This window comes from Dechloromonas denitrificans (assembly GCF_020510685.1).
GTDB lineage: Bacteria > Pseudomonadota > Gammaproteobacteria > Burkholderiales > Rhodocyclaceae > Azonexus > Azonexus denitrificans_A.
This window is the reverse complement of sequence record NZ_CP075185.1, coordinates 3,104,780-3,128,389: the sequence shown is the minus strand read 5'-3', so window position 1 is coordinate 3,128,389 and position 23,610 is coordinate 3,104,780. Positions and strand designations below refer to the sequence as shown.

The window sequence follows — 23,610 nt, the reverse complement described above, 5'->3', positions numbered from 1 at the left end:
AGTATGCCTTTAACCTCTTCACCTGCAGCTACCAGCCCATCTATTCTCAACGGAGGGAATGGCGAATGGGATGTCGTCATTCGTCCGCGGGGGAAAGTTGTCGCGATAGATCTGCGTAGTGTCTGGAATTATCGTGATTTGGTCTGGATGTTTTTCAAACGTGATTTCATCACTTTCTACAAACAAACTATTCTCGGTCCTCTCTGGTATCTCATCCAACCGACCCTGACATCACTGACGTATTTTGTCGTATTTGGCAAGATCGCAAACATCTCGACCAATGGCCTACCACCATTTCTTTTCTACATGTCGGGCATCGTCATGTGGACATACTTTTCTGCCTGTCTGACCAATAATTCAGAAGTGTTTTCAAAAAATGCTTCGTTGTTCGGCAAGGTGTACTTTCCTCGTTTGGTGGTGCCCATCTCCGTTGCCATGAGCAGTTTTGTTACTTTTGGCATACAGTTTGCCCTCTTGGTTGTTACGACTCTCGGATTTTCGTTCGCCGGCAGTGGAGTGACGCTTCATTTGCCGGTATTCGCTCTATTGCCCCTGTTGATTTGTTATGTCGCCGCACTTGGGATGGGAGTGGGGTTGATCGTTTCGGCTCTTACTGTTCGATTCCGTGATCTTGCTTATGCAACAGGCTTTGTGACCCAATTGTGGATGTATGCAACACCCGTTGTCTATCCATACTCTCAGATTCCAGTTAAGTATCAATGGTTCTTTAATCTCAATCCCATGACTGCTCCTGTTGAGACGCTGCGCTCAATCATGTTCGGTGTTGAGGGGGTAGGAGGTACCGTATGGATATCTAATTTGGTTGTTACGGTATGCCTGCTGTTCGCTGGTCTCGTTCTTTTTTCCCGGGCGGAATCTAACGCTATGGATACGGTTTGAGGAGAAGAGCATGGCCAATAATGTAGTGATTCGAGCCGAACACGTTAGTAAGGAATACCGGTTAGGGGTTATTAATCACGGTACGTTATATCGGGATCTTCAGAGCTGGTGGGCTAAGTTTCGCGGCCGGGGTGATCCAAACGCTGAAATTAGCGATCTTTCTGGGCACCGACGTGACCACGCTCGCATAGAAGGTGACCGCTTTCATGCTCTCGATGACGTTTCGTTCGAGGTCAATCAAGGCGATATTGTTGGGGTTGTCGGGCGTAACGGGGCTGGAAAATCAACCTTGCTCAAGGTGATTTCAAGAATTACAGCGCCCACTAGCGGTTACATAGGATTGAAAGGGCGGGTAGCAAGCCTGCTTGAGGTTGGCACTGGTTTTCACCCGGAGTTGACTGGCCGCGAGAACGTATTTCTTAATGGTGCAATTCTTGGGATGAGTCGCCGTGAAGTTTCCAGTAAATTCGAGCAAATAGTGGAATTTGCGGAAATTGGCGAATTTATCGACACACCTGTAAAACGCTATTCTTCCGGGATGTACGTACGCCTTGCATTTTCGGTGGCTGCACACCTTGAACCTGAAATTTTACTCGTTGATGAGGTTTTAGCTGTTGGTGATATCAATTTTCAGAAGAAGTGTTTAGGGAGGATGCAGGAAGTTGGAAAAGACGGACGAACGATTCTCTTTGTCAGCCATAACCTCACAGCGGTGAGCAGTATCTGCCCAAAGGCGATGTTGGTAGCGGATGGGAGGGTGACGGCAGTTGGTGAAACTCAGAGTGTTCTCCAAGAATATCTTTCTGACGAAAAGACAGGATTAGGCGGTACATATATTGTCTCCCCTGACTCCTTAGCAGGAAAAGCAGTCATCTTTCGTGTTGTGGTTCGCAATAATGATGAAGTCGAGGGTGGGACTCTGGAATTGACAGAGCCTTTTACTATCGAAGTGCAATACGAGTTGCGTACGGCGCTAAGTGGGCTTAGCGTCGGCCTTCAAATTATGGCTGATGATGGGTTTACTTGCTTGTTTAGCTTATCTGACCCGGAGTTGGAGCCTTCTCGACTGGACATGCGAGAGCCAGGACATTATCGCTCTACTATTCGCTTCCCCGCTAGTTTGCTGAATACAGGCACATATTCTGTGCGGGTTGGAATTTCTTCTAGATTTTCAATCTACTCAGTAGTCGAGGGAATTCGATTTGAGGTTCTCGATAATGTTGGAATTATTCAGATGCTCGGTCAAAGCCGAAAACCTTCTTTGTCCGCTCTCCAGTTACCCTGGGTAATAGAGCGGGTTTGATTCTCAATTTGTGAATGGCTTTGGGTACGTATGTCAAAAATACATAAAGTTCTGGTGACAGGTGCAGATGGATTTATCGGCTCCCATTTAGTGGAAGAACTGGTCAAGGCAGGGTATTCAGTCCGAGCGCTATGCCAGTACAACTCCTTTTCCAGCTGGGGATGGCTCGATGAGTCACCTTGCCGTAACGAGGTTGAAGTTGTACTTGGCGATGTCCGCGATCCTGCACAAATGCACTCGATTGCCAAAGGCATTGATACCATTTTCCATCTTGCAGCCCTCATTGCCATTCCATACTCCTACCAAGCTCCATCCAGCTATGTTGATACCAACATTCAAGGAACGCTAAATGTGCTGCAGGCTGCCCTTGATGCCGGGGTTGGCAGGATTATTCACACCTCGACCAGCGAAGTGTATGGGACGGCGCGTTTTGTACCGATTAACGAAGAGCATCCACTTCAAGCTCAGTCGCCTTATTCGGCGACCAAGATCGGAGCCGATGCTTTGGCTTTCAGTTTCTTCAGTAGTTTTGGTTTGCCGGTAACTATCGCACGGCCATTCAATACCTATGGTCCACGGCAGTCGGCTAGAGCAGTTATCCCCACAGTAATTACCCAGATTCTGACTGGTAAGAAAAAAATAAAACTTGGCAGTTTGGCGCCTACACGCGATTTCAACTTTGTGCTGGATACCTGCGCCGGATTTTTGGCTTTAGCAGGTTGCGATGCAGCAGTCGGGAAGACTGTAAATATTGGCTCCGGTAGCGAGATATCCGTGGGTGATACCGTTCGCCTGATTGCACGCCTGATCGGTATGGATGTAGATATCGAGTGCGACGATCAGCGACTTCGCCCCGCCGCCAGCGAAGTTGAGCGGCTTTGTTGTGACAACAAATTAATCCGTGAATTGACAGGATTTCTTCCTGCATACGACCTGGAGCAGGGATTGCGCAAAACGATCGAGTGGCTCCAGTTGCCAGAAAATCTGAAACGTTATAAAGCGGATGTATTCAATGTCTAAACGCGCGGTCATCCTGGCCGGTGGTAAAGGGACCCGTTTGCGCCCTTACACTATCGTCTTGCCCAAGCCGCTGATGCCCATTGGCGAGTTTCCGATTCTCGAAGTTATCGTCAAGCAACTGGTTGCCAACGGGTTTGACCACATCACACTGGCGGTTAACCACCAAGCAGAGATTATCAAGGCCTTCTTCATGGATGGTCAGAAGTGGGGTATTCGTATTGACTATTCGTTGGAGGATCAACCGCTTGGTACGATGGGGCCACTCAAACAGATCTCTGATTTGCCCGAAACGTTTTTAGTCATGAATGGCGATATTCTGACTAATCTTGATTACTCCGATTTTTACGAAAAGCATACCCAAAGCGGAAAAATATTCACCATCTCATCACATGTCCGCGAACAATTGGTCGACTATGGAGTTCTTGACACTGAGAATGGCAACCTGCTTGGGTTGCGCGAAAAGCCGCGCATGAACTACGAAGTCAGTATGGGGGTATACATGATGTCCAGAGTTGCTCTGGACTTTATTCCGGCTGATACCGCCTACGGTTTCGACCAACTGATGCTTAACTTGGTTGCTGCTCAAGAGAGCGTGGCAGTACGCAGATTCGCTGGTTATTGGTTGGACATCGGACGCCCCGACGACTACATGACGGCGATTGATATTTTCGAAAAAGACAGCACTGTTTTCCTTACATAAGCCCACCATGAGTAACGAAAAAACGACCTTCACACCGATTAACAAAGGCCAGTTCTCCCTAGAACCCCCCGAGAGAATCGCAGCCTTTGAGCGTAACCGTGGTTTTGGGGTGAGCGATGCCTATCAGGAGAACCGGCGGCTGTGGACCGAGTATGCGCAGCAGCAATATGTTTCCGAATATCCTTTGCATGTCGATATTGAGCTAGCCTCGGTGTGCAATCTGCACTGTCCGATGTGCTACACCATTTCGTCGGAGTTCAAGAAGAAGGTCAACGCCAAATTGATGGATTTCGATTTGTTCACAAAAGTGGTGGACGAATGTGCAGCCGGCGGAGTCTATTCGATTCGTCTCAGTTTTCGCGGTGAGTCCTTTCTGCACAAGCGGATTGTTGAGTGCGTTCGTTATGCTAAAGAAAAGGGCATAAAGGAAGTTTCCACGTTGACTAATGGTTTGCGTCTCGATGAAGAGATGTTCACCCAGATGATGGAGGCCGGCATTGATTGGATCACCATTTCATTTGACGGCTTGGGCGAGACCTACGAACAGATCCGGCGACCGGCAAAATATGCCCGTGCTGTCGAGAAAGTGGCAAATTACGCAGCTATCAAACAGCAAGCTGGTCGCATCAAACCGGTTATCAAGATTCAAAGCATTCTCCCTGCCATTGAATCTGATCCACAAGCGTTTTACGATGTTTTCGCACCGATCACCGATATGGTCAGTGCCAATCCGCTGATTGACTTCATGCAAAGCAAGCGCGATCTGCCCAAGATAGATAATTTTGTGTGCCCGCAAATCTATCAACGACTGGTTGTTGGCGCCGATGGCTTGTGCATGATGTGCGCCAATGACGAGGAAGGGAAAATCATCGTTGGTGATGCCAACGTACAGACTCTCCACGACATCTGGCACGGTAGCAAGATGGAAGAAATCCGTGCAACGCACCAGCGTTGTGCCGGTACCAAGGAACTGACAGCATGCGCCGAATGCTACTTGCCGCTTAAGACCTACGAGGAAGAAGTAGAGGTTGGCGAGCGACGTGTCATTGCCGAAAAATACGTGGCCAGCACGCAAAAGGTCATTGAGCTGCACACCCCAGAAAAATTTAAACGTACGGATATCAAGGTATGAACTGGCAAGTCCCTTTTTTCGACCTAGTTCTGGGTGACGAGGAAAAATTGGCAGCTATTGCTGTCATCGAATCGAATTGGCTGACCGCTGGTCCGCGAATCGCTGAGTTTGAGGCTGCCTTTGCGCTATCCGTGGGGGGGGGGGCAACTGCCGTTGCTTTGTCCAGTGCAACCGCTGCTCTGCACCTTGCTTTGCTCGGCTTGGATATTGGTCCGGGAGACGAGGTGATTCTTCCGTCTCTGACCTTTGTGGCTTGTGCTAATACTATTCGCAGCGTCGGGGCCACGCCTGTTTTTGCCGACGTCACCAGTGAACTCGACTGGAATATTTCCGTCGCCGATGTGGCGGCCAAGATTACTTCGCGTACCCGTGCCGTTATGATCGTGCACTACGCTGGCTACCCTTGTGACATGGATGCTTTTGTCGATCTCTGCCAGCAACACCGCTTGCTTCTCATCGAAGATTGCTCGCATGCTGTCCTCGGTACTTGGCAAGGTCGTGCTCTTGGCACCTTTGGGGACGCTGGTTGTTTTAGCTTCTTCAGCAATAAAAATATGACCACCGGCGAAGGGGGCATGCTCATCACGCGTCAGCCAGCCTTGGCTGAAAGAGTACGTATCCTTCGTTCGCACGGCATTACCGCCTCGACTTATCAGCGCTTTAAGGGCCATGCTTACGGCTATGATGTCGCTGAAGCCGGCTTCAACTATCGGATGGATGAGATACGGGCAGCTATTGGTTTAGTGCAAATGCAAAAGTTACCGGCTTTTAACGCCAAGCGAAAAGAGCTCGTTGAACGCTATCGCAAGCTGATTGCCGAACGACTGCCCGAAGTCAGAGTGCCTTTTGCCGACTACCAGGGTGAAGCTAGTTACCACATCTTCCCGGTATTACTTCCCTGTGATGCCGAGCGCCGCAACGAAGTCCTACGCAATATGGGCCAACAAGGGATCCAGTGCAGCATGCACTATCGGCCCATCCATACCTTTACCGCCTACCAGGATGTTGTTGTCGAGGTGCCTGTTTGTGAGCGTATTGCTGGCTCCATTCTTACCCTGCCGCTGTTTCCCAGTTTGTCTGATGAACAAATGGATTTGGTGGTCGACACCTTAGGCCGTTGCCTATGATCGAATTGCTGGCCTGGGATTCCCAGATGCTTGGTGTCAAGGTTGGCAAGCTTGTCGGCGAAATGGAAGGCGCTGATTTCGATGACTACGACTTGATTGTTGCTCGCAAGCTCCAGCAAGAGCGCGTAAGCATTGTCAAACTGGAACAGCAAGGTTTTCGCTACGTAGGCCTTGATGTTGCCTTGCTCCGCTCTGGTTTGGTGCCGCCGCCGGTTTTTGTGCCAACGGCACCTGGCTTGCAGATCAAGCAGTGCCGACGGAGTTTGCCGGAGTTCTCCATAGCAGGCTTTCGTATTGACGACAGCCGCTTCATGCTCGATGAACGTTGCCGGCAACGCCTGTCAGCTGACTTCTGGGATCATGTGATAAGCGATCATTGTCAAGAATTTGCTGATGTGGTTGTCTGTGCTACCGATGAGCGACAAAGACTGGGAGCTTTTATCAGTTGCTTGCATAAGCAGCAGTCTCTGGATATGTTTCTTGTCGCCACCCACCCGGATTGCCAAAACCGCGGCTTGGGAACACGTTTGGTGTACGAGGTTGTTAGCTTAGCCGAGCAATTGCGGTTGCCTGTGACAACCAGTGTCATGGCCAGTAACGTCCGTGCTTTCAATTTCTATCTGCAACATCAATTTACCGTTGCCAGCGCCGAGGTTATCCTCCATCGTTGGTGCGCAGGAACCAACTATGAACAATGAATTACTGGAACAGTGCCAAAATCGCGGCTGGCCACTGATCATTGCCGAAATAGGGGCAAACTATGGAGGGATGGAAATTGTCAAGGCGATGGTTCGGGCGGCTGCCGCCTGCGGCGTCGACTTGGTCAAGTTTCAGACCTATCGAGCCGAAACCATCGCTACTCCCGGCAGTTTCTTCACTTTTGAGGATGGTAGCCAAGTATCGCAGTTCGATTTTTTCAAGAAGCACGAACTTAGTGAGCAGGATCATGATGAGCTTGATGCACTATGTCGGCAACTGGGCATCCAGTGGCTATCGACGCCGAGCCATGTGACGGATTTGGCATTGCTCGAGAAGTACGAGTTGCCTTTTTATAAAACAGGTTCCGACGACCTCACAAACCTACCTTTTCTCAAAGCCGTTGCGAGTAAGGGGCGGCCAATGCTGGTATCGACCGGTATGTGTTCCCTTGCTGAAATTGAAATGGCAGTTGACGCCATTCAGGCTGCTGGCAACCAGCAACTCATTTTGTTGCACTGTGTCGTTTCCTATCCGTCCAAGGTCGAGGATGCCAATCTGCGGGTGATTGAAACCCTGCAACGGGCTTTCGGCCTCCCGGTAGGCCTCTCTGATCACACTCAAGACGAATTCACCAGTGTCTTGGCGACGCAGATGGGGGCGGTGGTTATCGAAAAGCACTTGACCTTGGATCATGCATTAAAACTTCCGGATCACGAAGCCTCACTAGATCCGGTTCAATTTAGATTGTTGGTCGACCGCGTTCGGTTGGTGAACCGCGCCTTGGGGAATGGCATCAAAAGCATCCTGCCGACTGAGCAAAAGTGGCGACAAGCAGCACGGAAATCATTGTTCTCCGCTACCGATATTGCTGCCGGTACAATCCTCGAGGAAAGCCATATTGCCATCCGCCGTCCTTCTGATGGCATTCATCCACAACATCTTCCCTTGCTACTCGGCCGACCAACCAAGACTTTTATCGCTGCCAACACCCTGATCCAATGGGATATGCTTTGAATCCAGATACGCTCTTGACTAGGGTCTGCATTCATCAGCCGGATTTTGCGCCATATCTTGGTTTTTTTCAGCGCCTACTGCTGGTTGACCACTTCATTCTGCTTGATGACGTACAATTTATCCGTCGTGGTTGGCAGCATCGAGACCAGATCAAAAGTAAGCAAGGCCCAGTCTGGCTCACCCTGTCACTGGCTAAGGGCGAGTATGAGCAGCGTATCAATGAAGTCCGACTTGCTGACGACCCCAAGTGGATTGACGATAATCTCAATTTATTGCGCGAGTGCTATAGGCATTCTGCCTGTTTCGAAGAAATATTCCCCTTGGTTGAAGAAATTTACCGCGCCGGGTATTCGCGGTTGATTGATTTTAATCGGGCAATATTGGACTTGGCTTTTACTTATTTCCAGATTTCGTTGCCTGTCACTCTGGCGTCGGATTATGCCATCACCACTGCCAGTAGCGCTCGTTTGGTTGACTTGGTACTGAAAATAAGTGCTTCCCAGTACATCTCGGGAACCGGAGCCCGCGATTATCTTGATGAACAGCTTTTTTCGGCTGCTGGAATCGCCGTCCAGTGGCAGCAGTTTTCCCACCCAGTTTATCCTCAACTGCACGAGGAATTTACTCCCATGCTGTCCTGCCTGGACGTGTTGTTCAACTGCGGCAAGGCCTCGGCCGATGTTCTTCGTAGCACGCTGAAATGAGTATGGTTGATCGCGCTAAAAATAACGTTGGCATTATCTTGCAAGCCCGGATGGGTTCTACCCGTTTGCCCGGCAAAGTCCTGATGCCATTTGCTGATACGACGCTGCTTGGTTGGATCTTGCGCCGTCTCGGTCCGCTCCCTTGGCCGGTGATTGTTGCGACCACAACTAATCCCCATGATCAGCCGATTATTGAGCATGCTCTAGCTTGTCAAACCGAGTGTTTTTGTGGCGACGAAAATGACGTACTCGACCGCTATTGGAAGTGTATGAATACCTACGGTTTTCAACACGTCATACGGTTGACCGCAGATAACCCTTTTCCCGATGTGGACGAGTTGCAACGACTGGTTATCTCGCATTGTCAGCAAGGTTTCGACTACAGCCATAGTTTGGGCCAATTGCCAATTGGTGTTGGCGCCGAAATTTTTTCTGCTAACGCCCTGACGACCAGTTGGAAAGAGGGCAAAGCCTCCTCGCATCGCGAACACGTCAATGAATATGTCCTCGAACATCCGGAGCTATTTCGCATTCATCAACTGGGCATAGCGGCCAGGAAACATGCCCCTGGACTGAGACTAACTATTGATACGCTAGCCGACTTCCGGCGTATTAGTGGGTATCTGCTGTGCTTGGATGGACCAGCCATCAGCACAGAACAACTAATAGCGTTATGTTCATCCTCTGTCTGAAGTCCTCCCATCAAATGGGGATGGGCCACCTGTTTCGCATGCACACTCTCTATCGGGAAATTCACCGGGCAGGCCGGGAGGCTCTATTTGTGCTGCTTGGCCAGCATTTACCGAGTGAAGCCTTTTTGACCGATGAACAAGTACCTTACCTCACCGTCACTGACACTTCGCTTGGCTGGGAGGCACAGATCCTTAGGCGTTTTCCGGTGCGGCTATGGATTAACGACCGTTTGGATACGGATATCGAGCACATCCGTTATCTTCAGGCACATGGCATCAAGAGCGTGACATTTGACGACAATGGTAGTGGTGCTGCGCTGAGCGATCTTCATGTCGCTGCATTGGCACCGATGCGCGGTGATCAACCACAAGGGGCGTTGGTACTGACCGGCACTGATTATCTGATTTTGCCAGATAGCATTGCCCGCTATCGCCGATTACGCTCAAATTGTCACAGTCTGGTTGTTAGCTTGGGAGCCACCGATACCCATGGTGTCACCATTAAGTTATTGCCTTGGTTGCGCAGGCAATCGATCTCGGCCACCATCATTCTGGGGCCTGGCTTCGAACATCATGCCGAACTGGCTGACGCGGGGGGCTGCCAGATCACCATAAAATCTGCTGTACCATCTTTGGTCGCCGAGTTCGCGAACTATGATTTGGCGATCACCGGTGGAGGTTTGACCGCTTTCGAAGCGGCAGCGGCCGGGTTGCCGACTTTGACTGTTGCTAATGAGCCGCATGAAATTGGCCATTGCCAATATTTGCAGATTATTGGTTGTTCGCACTATAGCGGTTTTCGCGACACAGCCGACTTCAGCATCCTTAATATGATGCTCGATATTCCAAAGATGAGCCAAGCCGCTATTGCCAATTTCAGCCTTGAAGGCACCGGTCGGGTATATCAAGCACTTCACACACTCATCCAGTAAGGACCAGATAGATGAATATTCTCGCCATCGGTGCGCATTTTGACGACGTTGAACTCGGCTGTGGTGGCTCACTAGCAAAATATGCCAAGCAAGGCCATGACGTATATGTTTATGTTGCTACTGATTCTGGTTTTACCAATTACAACAAGGAAACCATTCGTTCCAACGAAACGGCACTAGCTGAAGCTCGTGCAGCGATGAAACTGATCGGGGTCAAGGAGATGATTTGTGGCAAATTCAACACTCTCGCCGTTGAATTTGTCGATGACTTGAATGTCGAGATACTTAGAATCGTCGAAGAGAAAGAAATTGATCTTGTTTTTACTCACTGGACTGGCGATATCCATCACGATCACTTGGCAGTGGCTCGAGCCTCTCTGCATAGTTGCCGACACGTGCCAAAACTATTGATGTATCGGAGTAACTGGTATCACTCAACGCTAGATTTTCGCGGTAATTTTTATATTGATATCACTAATTGCTGGGAGTTGAAGAAGAAGGCGATTCAGGCGCATGAATCAGAAATGGCGCGTACGGGAGCCAAATGGATCAGCTTTTTCCATAATGAAGCAGAGAATGCCGGGCAGAGAATCGGTGTTCGCTATGCGGAGGTGTATGAAGTAGTGAAGTGGTTGCAACTGTGAGATTTTTATTAAAGTGTGTATTGCTGTGTTTGCCACATTTTGTTTACCTGCTACTTCAGCGCTTGAGGCAGCATGTCGTAACTCGAGCATTCGTGTCGCGTAAAGTATTGGCAGGAAATTCTATATTAATGAATCGCTACGCAGGCCAGCGTTGCTTCATTCTTGGTAATGGGCCTAGCGCTGGCAAGGTCGATTTGCACACACTCAAGGGCGAAACAATTATTAGTGTGTCGAATGGTTACCTACATGCTGACTATGCAGAAATCTCCCCTCGCTATCATTGTGTGCCCCAAATTACTTATGGTCGGATGACTGAGCAAGATGTGGTTGCATGGTTTGACGAGATGCATGCCAAACTTGGTGGTGCGGAGTTGTTCCTGAATGAAACAGAGGCAGATTTAGTACAAAGGCATGGGCTTTTTCCCGGTCGGGTTGTGCACTATGTTGCTTTGCGGGAAAGCTTTGATGAATTGAAGAAACGATCAATTATCGATCTAACAAATCCGATTCCGCGGGTCGAGTCTGTACCGGTAATGTGCTTGATAACGGCCATGTACATGGGGTTTAGTGAAATTTATTTGATTGGTGTCGACCACGATCATTTCAAGACTGAGAAGTATGATTATGCTTTCAGGCTTGAAGCCCAAGCAGGAAAAGATTTTTCAGTTTCCACTGATGGCAAAGTACTTACTTCTTGGTATGACGATTTTCAGTCATTGGCTCGGCTATGGCGGCAATATCGAGTATTGCGGGAAATTGCTGAGGCAAATGGGGTATCGATTGTGAATGTGACACCAGGTGGACAACTTGATGAATTTCAGCGCGGGAATTTGAAGGTATTGTTGGGAGGAAGCCGATGAAGACTTTTTCGGCCAATTTGTTTGGCGTGCATGCGGCTGTTTCAATTTCTAGGGAGTCACCTGAGTCATCCAGAATTAGACAGAATCATGAGTTTCGCAAGCATAATATTTACTTCACAGGGGATTACTCTAGCTGGTCGGAGGCAGTTGCCGATGCGACAGGGTATAACTCTCCACTTATCCTTGAAAAAGCCCTTTCATCGATGCGCAAGGTGCGCGATGGCGAGGCCTGCTTTGAGAGGGATACCGTAGTTTTTGATCATCAGGAGGTATCGTATTCCCTCCTATGCTGGCTGCTCTACTGTGCATCAAATTCTTCAGGTAGTTTGCGTGTAATGGATTTTGGCGGGGCTCTCGGGAGTTCCTATTTCCAGAATCGAATTTTTTTGCAACAACTGGTTGAGTTGCGCTGGGGGGTTGTCGAACAGTCAAATTTTGTGGCCGCTGGCCTTAATGAATTTGAGACTGACACGCTTCAGTATTTTTATACACCGGAAGCATGTAAAAAAGCTTTGGAGCCCAATTTTCTTCTTCTCTCAGGGGTGCTGCAATATATCGAGAGACCATGGGTTTTGCTCAGCTCTCTGCTGGCTCAAGGCCTGCCGTATGTTCTGATTGATCGCACTATGGCGCATCGTTTTGGACGCGATCGACTTGCCGTTCAGCATGTGCCTGCGTCGATATATGATGCCTCTTATCCCGTATGGCTGCTGAATGCGGACGAATTGGAAAAATGTATCAAGGCATATGGTTATGAGATTGTTGATTCCTTCGATCCTTATCCTGGCTCGATGTTCGGGCCTGATGATTTCCAGGCTCCATACATGAGTTGGTTTCTTCGTCGACAGGCTTAATTGTGAATATTTTTGTTCTCGTTCCTGTATTCAATCGCTTACAGCATACGCAGAGAGTTATTGAAGCGCTACGTTGTCAATCAGTTGCCAATCAGATTCGTATGGTTTTCATCAATGATGGCTCAACGGATGGGACTTCTGCTTATTTGCAAAAGCAGGTGGACGTAGTCGAATTGATCGGTGATGGAAATTTGTGGTGGGGAGGAGCGATCCAGAAAGGTTTGGAGTATGTATACACGCAAGCCGGAACTGATGATTTCGTACTGTTTCTCAACAACGATACTTGGTTTGCGCCCAACTATGTAGAAACTCTGCTGCGCGTCAGTATTGAGGCCGGTAACGCTGCTGTCGGTAGCGTGGTTCACGAGGAGGATCGGAATCCTTCACTGGTTAGCATTGGACCACGGGTCAATATAAATCGTCTTGCTGTCTGGGATAAGTTTAATGAGATATCTGATGCTGAAAAATGGAATCCGCAGAAGATTTATCAGGTAGATGCATTATCCGGTCGTGGGACGTTATATCCGTTTGAACTATTTAGACGCTTCGGTGGAATGCGATTGCATTTTCTCCCTCACTATATGGCAGACTATGAGATCGCCATGAGATTTGCCCGGAACGGAGTTTCTTTGCTGGTTAGCAGCGAAGCAGTTGTTTTCTCGCCCCCTGTGTACGGAAATGATATTTTAAATTTAAGCTTGTGGGATCGCCTGTTTAGCATGCGTTCATCCAGCAATATATTTCATCGAGTTGCTTTTTATATATTGGTGGGAACCCCTTTGCAGCGGGTAACGGCGCCGTTAAGGTTGCTCGGTTTTGGAGTGTGGCGCAAGCTATTAACTTTTAAAGGTTAAGAATTAAAAAATTATATATGGATCAAGCTGAGTTACAGGATTGTATTTCCTGCGGAGCGGGTTTGGAAACGGTTATTGATCATATCTGGGATGACAGATATGGCTGCCCAGGTATATTTGCTATTAAACGTTGTGTAGTCTGTGGTCAGATGGCTACGATTCCTCGGTTGAAAGAAGAGGATTTGCCGGCCTTATATAGTCAGTACTATCCGAGGCGAAACATCGATTTTTCCGCTTTGGAAATGGAGGCTGCAGCTGTTTTAGCTCCCCGAGCAGGAATAAACCGTTGGCTGAGCGGCACTGACAATCAGGGGCATTATCTGGCTAAGCCCGGTCAAAGAGTTCTTGATATCGGAAGTGGTTCCTGTCTGGCGTTGCTAGAATTGCGTGCTATGGGCGTTGAGGCTTGGGGTGTGGAAGCAGACCCTAATGTGAGAGCAATTGCTGATCGTTATAATCTGCGTGTTCACATCGGTAGTATTCATGACAAGCCATTCGAAACTGAAAAATTCGATCTTATCGTTTTGAATCAGGTCATCGAACACGTTCCTGATCCTCGGGCTTTGTTGCGAATCGTCAAGGAGCGTTTGAGTCCGGGGGGGCGCATTGTTTTGTCTTTTCCAAATGTTGCTTCGTGGCAGCGTAAGCTATCGGGGCGGCGCTGGATTAATTGGCATGTTCCATACCATCAGCATCATTTTACACGTCAGTCATTCACTCTCCTCGCCAAGCATGAAGGGCTTTCCGTGATTAAGGCACGGTCAATTACTCCTAATCTCTGGACTCTCCTTCAGATCAAAGCCATGTCGGAGAATCCATCGGAAGGGCAAGCCTCTTGTTCTTGGGGCTCGATTGAGGCGGGGGCAGAGAAGAGACGTCTTATTAATCGTATCGGTAAGGCGCTAGGAAGAAGGGCGGGCGGCATGGCCAGCGTATTTTTGGTTGTGGTTAATCGCTTTGTTGATGCTGTCGGTGGGGGCGATAGTCTCCTTATCGAATTGAGCAATCCTGTTTCTGATTGCTGAGAGAGGCTAGGTCATGCGTATTGCTGTTGTTGATACATATTATGCAAGGTTCCTTTCGGCCCATTACGCTTCTCAACGGCAGTTGAAGCATCAAAGTTACTCTGTTCAGCTTGATTCTCTGGTTTCATCCGCGTTTGGAACATCTGATTTCTATTCGAGGCACCTTAATGAAATGGGTTGCGAGACGATTGATCTAATTGTCAATGGAATCCAATTGCAGTCAGCTTGGGCTCGGGAAAATGGCGTTTCGTTCAACCCGCTTGCGCTTAAACTTCCACACCGCTTATTTCGTTTGCCTTTTGTCGGGCACCGTCTTGCGTTGCTTCCCGGATTAATGGACATCGCTCTGGCTCAGATTCGCGCGTATCGGCCGGACGTTCTGTATTGCCAGGATTTGAGTTTTTTCCCTGCGGATATACTCACACAATTGAAGCGGCACGTCGGCTTGATTGTCGGGCAGATTGCGTGTCCGTTACCTCCTGAGGAATTCTTGAAGGGATACGATTTAATATTGACTTCTTTCCCACATTTTGTCGATCGTATTCGCAAACTCGGAGTAGCCTCAGAGTATTTCAGGATTGGTTTCGATACTCGTGTACTCGAACTCATTGGGGGGGGGGGTAAGGATGTGGGGGCGAGCTTTGTCGGAGGGGTTAGTCGTCATCATGATAAAGCTATGCCGCTGCTAGAGCATTTGGCAGTTAATACGCCTATTCAATTTTTTGGATACGGTGCCAAGACATTGCCACGATCGTCACCAATAAGACGACGCCATAACGGTGAGGTTTGGGGTGTGAATATGTATCGCGCTCTTGCGCGAAGTCGCGTAACACTTAATCGCCATATTAATGTCGCAGAGAATTATGCAAATAATATGCGTCTTTACGAGGCTACAGGGGTGGGGGCGTTACTGATAACTGATCACAAGGAGAACCTTGGTGAATTATTTGAAGTTGGCAAGGAAGTCGTAGCTTACTCAAGCAAGGAAGAGGCTGCAGAAATGATTCGTTACTATCTCGCGCATCCGCAGGAGGCGGAGGTGATTGCGAAAGCCGGTCAAGCGCGGACGTTACGCGACCATACTTATCGGCGACGCATGGAAGAATTGGTTCCGATATTGCAACGCCACCTTGGTGGCACGAGGTGAAGGTGGAGCTTCGTGTCGTGCTCAATCGCTTCCCGCGTCTGAAAGCTGTTCTACGGCGAATACGGAGGGTCTTGTTTCCGGGTGGGTCTGTGTCTTCACATTACCAGGAAGTGCCGGACGCTGATATTGCCAGCGAGTCCATGCGCCTGCGGTCCGCTTGGCAGGCTGATGAATTGCCAAGCCGGCAACGGAAACTGGTGGATGCTCAGCTTGCGAACTATCGACAAGGTATCCCCATCGATGTGTTTGATGTAATGGTCAATGTTCTACGCAAGTTAACACATGGAGGCGCGAATACAACGGTGCTTGAGATTGGTTGTTCGAGTGGTTTTTATTCCGAAGTATTCTCGATCGCTCAGTTACCTGTTGAATATTTCGGTTGTGATTATTCTGCCGCATTTATCCAGTTGGCGCAGGCAACCTATCCTCAGTTACGTTTTGACATTGAGGATGCGACAGAGATGAGCTATTCCGATGAAATGTTTGATGTGGTTATTTCGGGATGCTGCCTGCTGCATATTCCGGAATATGAAAAGGCGATTGCTGAGACTGCCCGTGTCGTAAGGGACTACGTCGTTTTTCATCGGACACCGGTGGTGGTCGGGCGGCCCAACAAATATTTCCGTAAGAAGGCTTATGGAGTCGAGACAGTAGAGATTCACTTCGGTGAAGCTGATTTTCTGAAAAGTTTACGCAAATACGGCCTCGAGTTGATCGAGACTCACACCTTGAGCGAGGAACGCGACCCTGAGGATTCTCTGTGTATAAATGCGAATCGCACCTATGTATGCCGGAAATTGAAAAGATGACCAAACGCTATTTTTGTACGCTCTTCGACAGTAACTATCTGCTTAAAGGTGTCGCGATGCTTCGCTCCTTGGCGAAGTATTGCCCAGATGCGTATGTTTATATTCTGTGCATGGATGCGAAAACCGAACAAATTCTGACTCAACTTGATCTGCCAAATATTCAATGCATACCCTTGTCAGACCTCGAAGACGAATCATTACTTCTCGCGAAGAAAGAACGGGGGATTGCCGAGTATTGCTGGACGCTATCACCTTGTCTGCCGTGGTATGTGCTTCAGAACAATCCGCAGATCGAGCTTATAACCTATCTGGATTCAGATCTTCTTTTCTATTCACCCGTGGAGGATTTGTTCGATGAAATTGGTGATGCATCAATTACCATTATCGAACATCGATTTTCACCCCGCCTGAAGGATAGAGAGGTCAATGGGCGATTTTGCGTTGAGTGGGTTAGTTTCAGGCGAGATGATGAAGGGATGGCGTGTTTGTCTCGCTGGCGTGACCAGTGTATTGAGTGGTGCTTTTACCGACTGGAAGAAGGGCGGATGGGAGACCAGAAATACCTCGATGAGTGGCCCCATCTCTATACCTCCGTGCGTATTCTGCAACATCTAGGTGCAGGCATAGCCCCTTGGAACTATTCCCAGTATCACTTTGAAAAAGATAGGTTTGGACGGATCACTGTCAACGGCGCACCGTTGATTTTTTATCATTTTCATCAGTTCCAACTGTTGGATAACGGAACGTTCGACCGGTTGTCTGCTTTCTACACCTCCGAGTGTGATGAGCCGCTCGCTGTCTATGAGGCTTATGAGTCGCAGCTTAATTCGGTGCTGAGTGACGTGCGTGTTGTCGAGCCTGGTTTTTCGGGGGGGCTAAAACCTTTTGCGCAGGTTGCTGGTCGTCGTTGGGTTCAGCGGTTCGTTCCGCGTCGAATCAAGGACGTATTGCACCGGCTCATCAGGTATTGAGTGTCTGCTCGATGTCGATTGCACCTAACGTTAAGGGGGCGCTGAAGGTAAGCGTTATTACTGTTTGCTTCAACAGTGCGGCAACGCTGGAGGATGCACTGCATTCGGTTGGCGAGCAGTCATGGCCAAATGTTGAACATATTGTGATCGATGGTGGTTCTACTGATGGAACATTGGAATTAATCGAGCGCTTCAGGCCTAACTTGGCGCATTTTTCCAGCGGACCAGACAACGGAATTTATGATGCGATGAATAAAGGTTTGGCTGTCGCATCGGGAGAAATAGTCTGTTTTCTTAATGCTGATGATTTGTACTCGCACCGGGATGTGTTGGCTGAGGTCGCTAATAGGATCGATCGTCAAGGGCTAGATGCCTTGTTTGCCGATGTGGCTTTTTTCCACCCGGATAGACCTGCTCGGGTCGTCCGCCGATATCGATCGGATCGCTTTCGACCAAGCCGTTTGGCTTTTGGCTGGATGCCGGCGCATCCAGCATTATTTATCCGGCGTGCAATATTTTCGCGTATTGGCGGGTTTCGTACTGACTATAGAATTGCCGGAGATTTCGAGTTTGTCGCACGTGCTTTTGGTAAAAACGATTTGCACTACGCGCACCTGCCCGAGGTGGTCGTTAAGATGCGAACGGGAGGTGTCAGTACTTCCGGTTGGCGCAGCAAGTTGCTTCTTAATCGGGAGGTCTTGCGTGCGTGTCGTGAAAATGGCATTTCGACCAATATGTTTAAAATTCTCTCTAAATATCCTGCAAAGCTCTTGGAATTGGTCATTCAATGAGTATTTTGGTGACAGGGGCTTCAGGTTTTGTCGGCAGTCGATTATTAAGGACCTTCCGTTCTGAGAAAGTTGCCTGCATCGGTATGATCAGGAGGAGAGGGGGCAATGGTTGTGTTGTTGGTGATCTAGAAGATGTCGCATCGTTACGTCAGGCGTGTAGTGGCATCAAGACTGTGTTCCATTGCGCTGGGTATGCGCACGCATTTGCTGCGTTTGGTGACGATGCAGGACTGCACTGGCGTGTGAACTATGAAGGAACTCGGAATCTGCTTCTGGCCGCAGCCGAGGCGGGAGTAAAACGCCTCATCTTTCTTTCCTCTGTTAAAGCAATGGCTGATGCAGGAGATATCTGTGCCAACGAGGATTTTCCCGGAGAGCCCGAAACCGATTATGGTCTCGCCAAGCGTGCAGCAGAAGAAATCGTGTTGGAAGCGGGGAATCGGCATCACATGCACGTGGTTAATTTGCGTTTGACTATGGTTTATGGTGCTGGCGGGCGGGGGAATCTTGAACGTATGGGGCGGCTTGTACGATCTGGCCTTTTTCCGCCGCTTCCAGAAACAGGTAATCATCGCTCATTGGTCCATATTGACGATGTGATTTCAGCGATGCGTTTGGTTGCAAATGATGAGCGGGCAGCTGGCCGTACTTATATTGTTGCCGGTCATGAATCCCCTTCTGGGCGTGCTTTGTTTGACGCGCTACGGACAGCGCAAGGCTTGCCGCCCTGCCGCTGGTCGCTTCCTGTAGCCATTTTGAGGGGGGCGGCACATCTGGGGAGTGGCCTTGAGGTGTTATTCAAGCGGCGTTTTCCCTTTGATGGCGAGGTACTAAAACGTTTGTTGGATTCGGCTTGGTATTCAGCAGAGCGTATCGAGAGGGATCTTGGGTGGCAGCCAAGGGTTCCCTTATCTACGGGTTTGATTGAGATGCTAGAAAAATGAAGCGTGTTGTTGATTTATGTCTGGCTCTGTTTGCTGGTTTTGTTCTGGCTGTGCCGATAGTCACGATAGTCTTGGTGGTACGTCTGACGTCGTCTGGTCCTGCCATATATTGGTCAGATCGAATTGGGAGATACAACCAGATTTTCAAAATGCCGAAATTTCGCAGTATGCGGGTCGAGACGCCGGCATTGGCAACTCATTTGCTGATAAATCCTGATGCCTATTTGACACCGATAGGATCTTTCTTGCGTAAATCCAGCCTCGATGAGTTGCCACAGTTGTGGAGCATTCTGACCGGCGATATGAGTTTTGTCGGGCCTCGGCCAGCTTTGTTCAATCAGGACGATTTGGTTACGTTGCGAACCGAGCACGGTGTACATGAATTGCTTCCTGGTCTGACTGGTTGGGCGCAGGTTAATGGGCGAGATGAGTTGCCGATTCCCCAAAAGGTTGCGCTTGATGTGGAATATCTGAAGCGCCGATCTTTTTGGTTTGATATACGGATTCTTTGGTTGACGGCTGTCAAAGTACTCCGGCGAGACGGCGTCGCTCACTAATACAGCAGGGCTGGTTTTTTGCCAGAGGTGGTGTTGGGAACGGTTACAATTGCTGGCTAACTCCAGTAAACGGTATGGCCATCCCATAGTATTCAAGTGACCAAAGTCCTCCTTTCCTTATGCGTTTTTCTGTTCGACCTCTCAGCACTCGTTTTTGCTTGGGTGGGTGGGTTTTTATTGCGCTTCAACTTTGATTTGCCGGCCAATTTTGTGTCTGTGATGAGTTGGGGCTTGATATTTTTATTGCCCGCACACGCCATTGCTTGTCGTGTTGCCGGGTTGTACCGCGGTATCTGGATGTTTGCCAGCTTGCCGGACCTGAAACGTGTTCTGCGAGCAGTCGGTTTGTCTACAGCAGCCCTGCTGGTTTTTTTTGCTTTGTACCGTTTTGAGCATCAGGTAGTACCGCGCTCCTTGCTGGTGCTTTATCCAATGTTGATGATGCTCTATATGGGTGGGGGCAGAGCTGCTTACCGGATGTGGAAGGAGCATCGCTTATATGGTGGCTTGATTGCCCAGGGTAAACCTGTGGTGATTGTTGGGGCTGGCCGGGGGGGGGCAATGTTGGTTCGAGAACTGGAGCGCAGCGCCGACTGGCGTGTTGTCTGCCTGGTTGATGATGATCGCAGTAAGTGGGGGAGAGAGCTTTCCGGGCATTTGGTGGTTGGTGGAATTGAAGGCTTGCCTGATGTCCTAGCTACCGAGAAGGCGGCTCATGTGATTTTGGCGATGCCGTCGGCAGCAGCAGAAGCGCGACGTTTGGCTACAAATTTGGCGGTTGAGTCTGGGGCGCATGTGTTCACTGTGCCGGGGCTGGAGGATGTGATGGCAGGGAGGGTTGCCATCTCATCGATTCGGCCTGTGGAGATTGAGGATCTGCTGGGTAGGGAGCCGGTGTGGATTGACACCCAGCATGTGGCGAGCATGGTGGCTGGTAAGGTAATTTTGGTAACAGGTGCGGGCGGTTCTATTGGTAGTGAGTTGTGTCGGCAGTTGGCGCGCTTTGGGCCCGAAAAACTGGTGTTGTATGAGCAGAGCGAGTTTGCCCTATACACCCTGGAGCAGTGGTTTGCATTGCATATGCCGGAGATTGTTCTGGTACCCCTGGCTGGTGATGTCAAAGATGCGGCACGCTTGGATGAGGTGTTTGCTGCTTATCTGCCGCAAGTGGTTTTTCATGCTGCCGCATACAAGCATGTGCCACTTATGGAGGTGGGAAATGCTTGGCAGGCGGTGCGTAATAACGTAATGGGCACGTTACGGGTGGCTGAGGCCGCAAGCCGTTTTAATGCGGATCGCTTTGTCTTGATTTCGACAGATAAAGCGGTGAATCCGACTAATGTAATGGGAGCAACCAAGCGGCTGGCTGAAATGGTTTGTGAGGCGCTGCATGGTCAGGGCTGTTGCACGCAATTCGGAATGGTGCGCTTCGGAAATGTCCTGGGTAGCACCGGCAGCGTCATTCCAAAATTTCAGGAACAAATTGCGCGGGGGGGGCCGGTGACTGTCACCCACCCTGAGATTACCCGTTATTTCATGTCGATTCCCGAAGCGGCACAGTTGGTGCTGCAGGCAGCAGCAATGGGGTTGGGGGGAGAGATATTTGTGCTCGACATGGGAGAGCCGGTCAGAATTGTCGATTTGGCCCGCAAGATGATTCATCTTTGCGGTTACTCGGATGGCGAAATTCGTATCGAGTACACCGGACTGAGACCGGGTGAGAAACTTTTTGAAGAATTACTGGCCGATGCCGAGCAAACTCGTCGGACCCCTCATCCGAAGTTGCGTATTGCGCGGGCGCGAGCAGTTGATGACGATTTTTTGCAAAAGTTACGCCCTTGGCTTGCTGAGGCCTGTCAAAGCGATGAAATGGTGCGTGAAGTTTTAATGCGCTGGGTTCCTGAATACCATCCGGCGCTCAACCTCTCCTGAAAAAAACTTGCAGCGAGTGCTGCGCAATAATGATTATGGTGGCTGTATGACTCACGAGTTTCTTGATCTTCCCCAATTGACGTCGGCTACTGGAATTGTTCGTTTGCCCGGTTCGAAGAGTATTTCCAACCGCGTTCTTCTGCTGGCGGCATTAGCTAGCGGCCAGACCGAAGTTCGCGACCTGCTGGTTTCCGACGATACTGAGCGGATGCTTGAGGCGCTTAAGGCGCTAGGCGTTTGCGTCAGCTCCTTGGGCAGTAATGGCTGGTTGGTTAAAGGCTGTGCCGGCAGTTTTCCGGTCAAGCAGGCTGAACTCTTTCTTGGTAACGCTGGTACGGCCTTCCGGCCGCTAACAGCTGCGTTGGCTCTGGCTGGTGGTGACTATGTATTGAAGGGGGTGTCGCGCATGCACGAGCGGCCAATTGGCGACTTGGTCGATGCATTGCGTCAGTTGGGGGCGGATGTTGCCTACCTCGGCAATGATGGTTTTCCCCCTTTGTGTCTGAAGTCGGCAATGATCAGGCATGGCGGTGTGGTTCAGGTGCGGGGCGATGTCTCCAGCCAGTTTCTGACAGGCCTGTTGATGGCGCTACCGTTGATTGGTGAAACGGCTACCGTTGAAGTGATCGGCGAGCTGATTTCAAAGCCATATATTGAAATTACGCTGGCGATCATGGCGCGTTTTGGCGTCCTTGTTAAACATGACGGCTGGCAGCGATTTACCGTGGCGGCAGGTAGCCGTTACCTTTCGCCTGGGGTGGTTTATGTAGAAGGCGATGCCTCCTCCGCTTCCTACTTCCTTGCGTTGGGAGTGATCGGTGGTGGACCGGTTCGTGTGGAAGGCGTCGGGCGCGACTCAATTCAAGGGGATGTGAAGTTTGCTGATGCGTTGGCCGATATGGGAGGGCAGATTGAGGTGGGCCCTAACTGGATGGAGTCCCGAGCGCCGGTCGGAGGTTTGGTTGGGGTCGATCTTGATTGCAACCATATTCCCGACGCAGCGATGACGCTGGCGGTCGTGGCGCTGTTTGCCAAAGGTTCGACGACATTGCGCAACATCGCTTCATGGCGGGTCAAGGAAACGGATCGTATTGCCGCGATGGCAACCGAGTTGCGAAAGCTGGGGGCGGATGTTAAGGAGGGTGATGATTTTATCCGCGTCACGCCTGTAAGCTTGAAGCCCGCGGCGATCAATACCTATGACGATCATCGCATAGCGATGTGCTTTTCGCTTGCAGCTTTCGGCACGCCGTTGCGGATCAATGACCCGAAGTGCGTGGCGAAGACCTTTCCTGACTATTTTCAGAGGCTCTCCGATGTAACCACGGCTGCACCGGTTATCGCCATTGATGGGCCTTCTGCCTCGGGTAAGGGAACCGTGGCGGCACGAGTCGCGTCGGCGCTTGGCTTTGCCTACTTGGATTCAGGTGCCTTGTATCGGTTGACTGCTCTTGCGGCAAAGCGAGCCGGGGTGGATTGGAACGACGAAAGTGCTGTGGCGGCGATTGCTGCAGAACTTGATGTCGAATTTTCGGAAACAGACATTCTCCTGGATGGTGGATTTGTTGGCGATGCCATCCGCACCGAGGAAATTTCCTCTGGCGCTTCGAAAGTGGCTGCTCTGCCAGCCGTCCGCGAAGCGCTGTTGTTCCGCCAGCGAATTTTCAACAAGATGCCCGGGCTGGTTGGCGATGGGCGTGATATGGGCTCAGTCATTTTTCCGCGGGCTCGACTTAAAGTCTTCCTGACAGCGAGTGCTGAAGCCAGGGCGGAACGCCGTTATAAGCAGTTGATCGAAAAAGGTTTCTCTGCTAATCTCCCCGACCTTCTGCTTGATCTGCAGCAGCGCGATGCCCGGGATTCCGAGCGTAGCGTGGCTCCGCTCAGGCAGGAAGCGGATGCCAAGCTGCTGGACACCACGTCGCTGACGATCGAACAGGCGGTGAATCAGGTGTTGATATGGAGCAGGGAAGCATTGCAGTAAGGTGTTGCCGGCCAT

At 50.0% G+C, this 23,610-nt stretch carries 24 protein-coding genes; all 24 read left to right on the top strand.

Going from position 1 to position 23,610, the window contains the following annotated elements; genetic code table 11:
- Positions 1 to 3: 3 nt before the first annotated feature.
- On the top strand, positions 4 to 900 hold the full coding sequence (locus tag KI611_RS15055) for an ABC transporter permease (protein WP_226416466.1): 897 nt from the start codon (positions 4 to 6) through the stop codon (positions 898 to 900).
- A 10-nt stretch (positions 901 to 910) separates the two neighbouring features.
- Positions 911 to 2,203, top strand: coding sequence for an ABC transporter ATP-binding protein (locus KI611_RS15050; RefSeq protein WP_226416465.1), 1,293 nt, complete (start codon positions 911 to 913; stop codon positions 2,201 to 2,203).
- Positions 2,204 to 2,233: 30 nt separating this feature from the next.
- Positions 2,234 to 3,223, top strand: coding sequence for an NAD-dependent 4,6-dehydratase LegB (locus tag KI611_RS15045; RefSeq protein ID WP_319002297.1), 990 nt, complete (start codon positions 2,234 to 2,236; stop codon positions 3,221 to 3,223).
- Positions 3,216 to 3,923 (top strand): sugar phosphate nucleotidyltransferase, encoded by a 708-nt coding sequence (locus tag KI611_RS15040; RefSeq protein ID WP_226416464.1) that lies wholly within the window; start codon positions 3,216 to 3,218, stop codon positions 3,921 to 3,923. The genes KI611_RS15045 and KI611_RS15040 overlap by 8 nt, the downstream gene beginning before the upstream one ends.
- 7 nt (positions 3,924 to 3,930) lie before the next feature.
- A complete protein-coding gene (locus KI611_RS15035) occupies positions 3,931 to 5,055 on the top strand; it encodes a radical SAM/SPASM domain-containing protein (RefSeq protein ID WP_226416463.1) in 1,125 nt (374 codons plus the stop codon).
- Positions 5,052 to 6,182 carry a DegT/DnrJ/EryC1/StrS family aminotransferase gene (locus tag KI611_RS15030; RefSeq protein WP_226416462.1) on the top strand — a complete coding sequence of 377 codons (1,131 nt, stop codon included), beginning with the start codon at positions 5,052 to 5,054 and terminating at the stop codon, positions 6,180 to 6,182. The genes KI611_RS15035 and KI611_RS15030 overlap by 4 nt, the downstream gene beginning before the upstream one ends.
- Complete coding sequence (locus KI611_RS15025) at positions 6,179 to 6,880, top strand: GNAT family N-acetyltransferase (protein ID WP_226416461.1); 702 nt, start codon at positions 6,179 to 6,181, stop codon at positions 6,878 to 6,880. The genes KI611_RS15030 and KI611_RS15025 overlap by 4 nt, the downstream gene beginning before the upstream one ends.
- Positions 6,870 to 7,895: an N-acetylneuraminate synthase family protein gene (locus tag KI611_RS15020; RefSeq protein ID WP_226416460.1), complete on the top strand. Its 1,026-nt coding sequence runs from the start codon at positions 6,870 to 6,872 to the stop codon at positions 7,893 to 7,895. The genes KI611_RS15025 and KI611_RS15020 overlap by 11 nt, the downstream gene beginning before the upstream one ends.
- Entirely contained in the window at positions 7,892 to 8,599 is a 708-nt protein-coding gene (locus tag KI611_RS15015) for a WbqC family protein (protein ID WP_226416459.1), read from the top strand. Before KI611_RS15020 ends, KI611_RS15015 begins: the two co-directional genes overlap by 4 nt.
- Positions 8,596 to 9,291: a cytidylyltransferase domain-containing protein gene (locus KI611_RS15010; protein ID WP_226416458.1), complete on the top strand. Its 696-nt coding sequence runs from the start codon at positions 8,596 to 8,598 to the stop codon at positions 9,289 to 9,291. Before KI611_RS15015 ends, KI611_RS15010 begins: the two co-directional genes overlap by 4 nt.
- A 20-nt stretch (positions 9,292 to 9,311) precedes the next feature.
- Entirely contained in the window at positions 9,312 to 10,223 is a 912-nt protein-coding gene (locus KI611_RS15005) for a hypothetical protein (protein WP_226416457.1), read from the top strand.
- Positions 10,224 to 10,234: 11 nt separating this feature from the next.
- Positions 10,235 to 10,867, top strand: a complete 633-nt coding sequence (locus KI611_RS15000) for a PIG-L deacetylase family protein (protein ID WP_226416456.1) — start codon at positions 10,235 to 10,237, stop codon at positions 10,865 to 10,867.
- Between the two features lie 128 nt (positions 10,868 to 10,995).
- Positions 10,996 to 11,727, top strand: a complete 732-nt coding sequence (locus KI611_RS14995; RefSeq protein WP_226416455.1) for a hypothetical protein — start codon at positions 10,996 to 10,998, stop codon at positions 11,725 to 11,727.
- The gene (locus tag KI611_RS14990; RefSeq protein WP_226416454.1) at positions 11,724 to 12,581 is read left to right on the top strand and encodes a methyltransferase, TIGR04325 family; all 858 of its coding nucleotides are present in this window, start codon (positions 11,724 to 11,726) and stop codon (positions 12,579 to 12,581) included. Before KI611_RS14995 ends, KI611_RS14990 begins: the two co-directional genes overlap by 4 nt.
- 2 nt (positions 12,582 to 12,583) lie before the next feature.
- On the top strand, positions 12,584 to 13,435 hold the full coding sequence (locus KI611_RS14985; RefSeq protein WP_226416453.1) for a glycosyltransferase family 2 protein: 852 nt from the start codon (positions 12,584 to 12,586) through the stop codon (positions 13,433 to 13,435).
- A 17-nt stretch (positions 13,436 to 13,452) separates the two neighbouring features.
- Positions 13,453 to 14,460: a class I SAM-dependent methyltransferase gene (locus KI611_RS14980; protein WP_226416452.1), complete on the top strand. Its 1,008-nt coding sequence runs from the start codon at positions 13,453 to 13,455 to the stop codon at positions 14,458 to 14,460.
- 13 nt (positions 14,461 to 14,473) lie between these two features.
- On the top strand, positions 14,474 to 15,607 hold the full coding sequence (locus KI611_RS14975; RefSeq protein ID WP_226416451.1) for a glycosyltransferase: 1,134 nt from the start codon (positions 14,474 to 14,476) through the stop codon (positions 15,605 to 15,607).
- Between the two features lie 89 nt (positions 15,608 to 15,696).
- A complete protein-coding gene (locus tag KI611_RS14970; protein ID WP_226416450.1) occupies positions 15,697 to 16,416 on the top strand; it encodes a class I SAM-dependent methyltransferase in 720 nt (239 codons plus the stop codon).
- Positions 16,413 to 17,387, top strand: coding sequence for a hypothetical protein (locus KI611_RS14965; RefSeq protein WP_226416449.1), 975 nt, complete (start codon positions 16,413 to 16,415; stop codon positions 17,385 to 17,387). The genes KI611_RS14970 and KI611_RS14965 overlap by 4 nt, the downstream gene beginning before the upstream one ends.
- Positions 17,388 to 17,398: 11 nt before the next feature.
- Positions 17,399 to 18,178, top strand: coding sequence for a glycosyltransferase family 2 protein (locus KI611_RS14960; RefSeq protein ID WP_226416448.1), 780 nt, complete (start codon positions 17,399 to 17,401; stop codon positions 18,176 to 18,178).
- Positions 18,175 to 19,122 carry an NAD-dependent epimerase/dehydratase family protein gene (locus KI611_RS14955; protein WP_226416447.1) on the top strand — a complete coding sequence of 316 codons (948 nt, stop codon included), beginning with the start codon at positions 18,175 to 18,177 and terminating at the stop codon, positions 19,120 to 19,122. The genes KI611_RS14960 and KI611_RS14955 overlap by 4 nt, the downstream gene beginning before the upstream one ends.
- On the top strand, positions 19,119 to 19,679 hold the full coding sequence (locus tag KI611_RS14950) for a sugar transferase (RefSeq protein WP_226416446.1): 561 nt from the start codon (positions 19,119 to 19,121) through the stop codon (positions 19,677 to 19,679). The genes KI611_RS14955 and KI611_RS14950 overlap by 4 nt, the downstream gene beginning before the upstream one ends.
- A gap of 96 nt (positions 19,680 to 19,775) precedes the next feature.
- The gene (locus KI611_RS14945) at positions 19,776 to 21,611 is read left to right on the top strand and encodes a nucleoside-diphosphate sugar epimerase/dehydratase (RefSeq protein ID WP_226416445.1); all 1,836 of its coding nucleotides are present in this window, start codon (positions 19,776 to 19,778) and stop codon (positions 21,609 to 21,611) included.
- Positions 21,612 to 21,657: 46 nt separating this feature from the next.
- Positions 21,658 to 23,595 (top strand): bifunctional 3-phosphoshikimate 1-carboxyvinyltransferase/cytidylate kinase, encoded by a 1,938-nt coding sequence (locus KI611_RS14940; RefSeq protein ID WP_226419922.1) that lies wholly within the window; start codon positions 21,658 to 21,660, stop codon positions 23,593 to 23,595.
- Positions 23,596 to 23,610 lie beyond the last annotated feature (15 nt).

Coding starts and splice junctions, on each gene's coding strand:
- KI611_RS15055 (WP_226416466.1), top strand. CDS start 4: ATGCCTTTAACCTCTTCACCTGCAGCTACCAGCCCATCTATTCTCAAC.
- KI611_RS15050 (WP_226416465.1), top strand. CDS start 911: ATGGCCAATAATGTAGTGATTCGAGCCGAACACGTTAGTAAGGAATAC.
- KI611_RS15045 (WP_319002297.1), top strand. CDS start 2,234: ATGTCAAAAATACATAAAGTTCTGGTGACAGGTGCAGATGGATTTATC.
- KI611_RS15040 (WP_226416464.1), top strand. CDS start 3,216: ATGTCTAAACGCGCGGTCATCCTGGCCGGTGGTAAAGGGACCCGTTTG.
- KI611_RS15035 (WP_226416463.1), top strand. CDS start 3,931: ATGAGTAACGAAAAAACGACCTTCACACCGATTAACAAAGGCCAGTTC.
- KI611_RS15030 (WP_226416462.1), top strand. CDS start 5,052: ATGAACTGGCAAGTCCCTTTTTTCGACCTAGTTCTGGGTGACGAGGAA.
- KI611_RS15025 (WP_226416461.1), top strand. CDS start 6,179: ATGATCGAATTGCTGGCCTGGGATTCCCAGATGCTTGGTGTCAAGGTT.
- KI611_RS15020 (WP_226416460.1), top strand. CDS start 6,870: ATGAACAATGAATTACTGGAACAGTGCCAAAATCGCGGCTGGCCACTG.
- KI611_RS15010 (WP_226416458.1), top strand. CDS start 8,596: ATGAGTATGGTTGATCGCGCTAAAAATAACGTTGGCATTATCTTGCAA.
- KI611_RS15005 (WP_226416457.1), top strand. CDS start 9,312: ATGGGCCACCTGTTTCGCATGCACACTCTCTATCGGGAAATTCACCGG.
- KI611_RS15000 (WP_226416456.1), top strand. CDS start 10,235: ATGAATATTCTCGCCATCGGTGCGCATTTTGACGACGTTGAACTCGGC.
- KI611_RS14995 (WP_226416455.1), top strand. CDS start 10,996: ATGAATCGCTACGCAGGCCAGCGTTGCTTCATTCTTGGTAATGGGCCT.
- KI611_RS14990 (WP_226416454.1), top strand. CDS start 11,724: ATGAAGACTTTTTCGGCCAATTTGTTTGGCGTGCATGCGGCTGTTTCA.
- KI611_RS14980 (WP_226416452.1), top strand. CDS start 13,453: ATGGATCAAGCTGAGTTACAGGATTGTATTTCCTGCGGAGCGGGTTTG.
- KI611_RS14975 (WP_226416451.1), top strand. CDS start 14,474: ATGCGTATTGCTGTTGTTGATACATATTATGCAAGGTTCCTTTCGGCC.
- KI611_RS14965 (WP_226416449.1), top strand. CDS start 16,413: ATGACCAAACGCTATTTTTGTACGCTCTTCGACAGTAACTATCTGCTT.
- KI611_RS14960 (WP_226416448.1), top strand. CDS start 17,399: ATGTCGATTGCACCTAACGTTAAGGGGGCGCTGAAGGTAAGCGTTATT.
- KI611_RS14955 (WP_226416447.1), top strand. CDS start 18,175: ATGAGTATTTTGGTGACAGGGGCTTCAGGTTTTGTCGGCAGTCGATTA.
- KI611_RS14950 (WP_226416446.1), top strand. CDS start 19,119: ATGAAGCGTGTTGTTGATTTATGTCTGGCTCTGTTTGCTGGTTTTGTT.
- KI611_RS14940 (WP_226419922.1), top strand. CDS start 21,658: ATGACTCACGAGTTTCTTGATCTTCCCCAATTGACGTCGGCTACTGGA.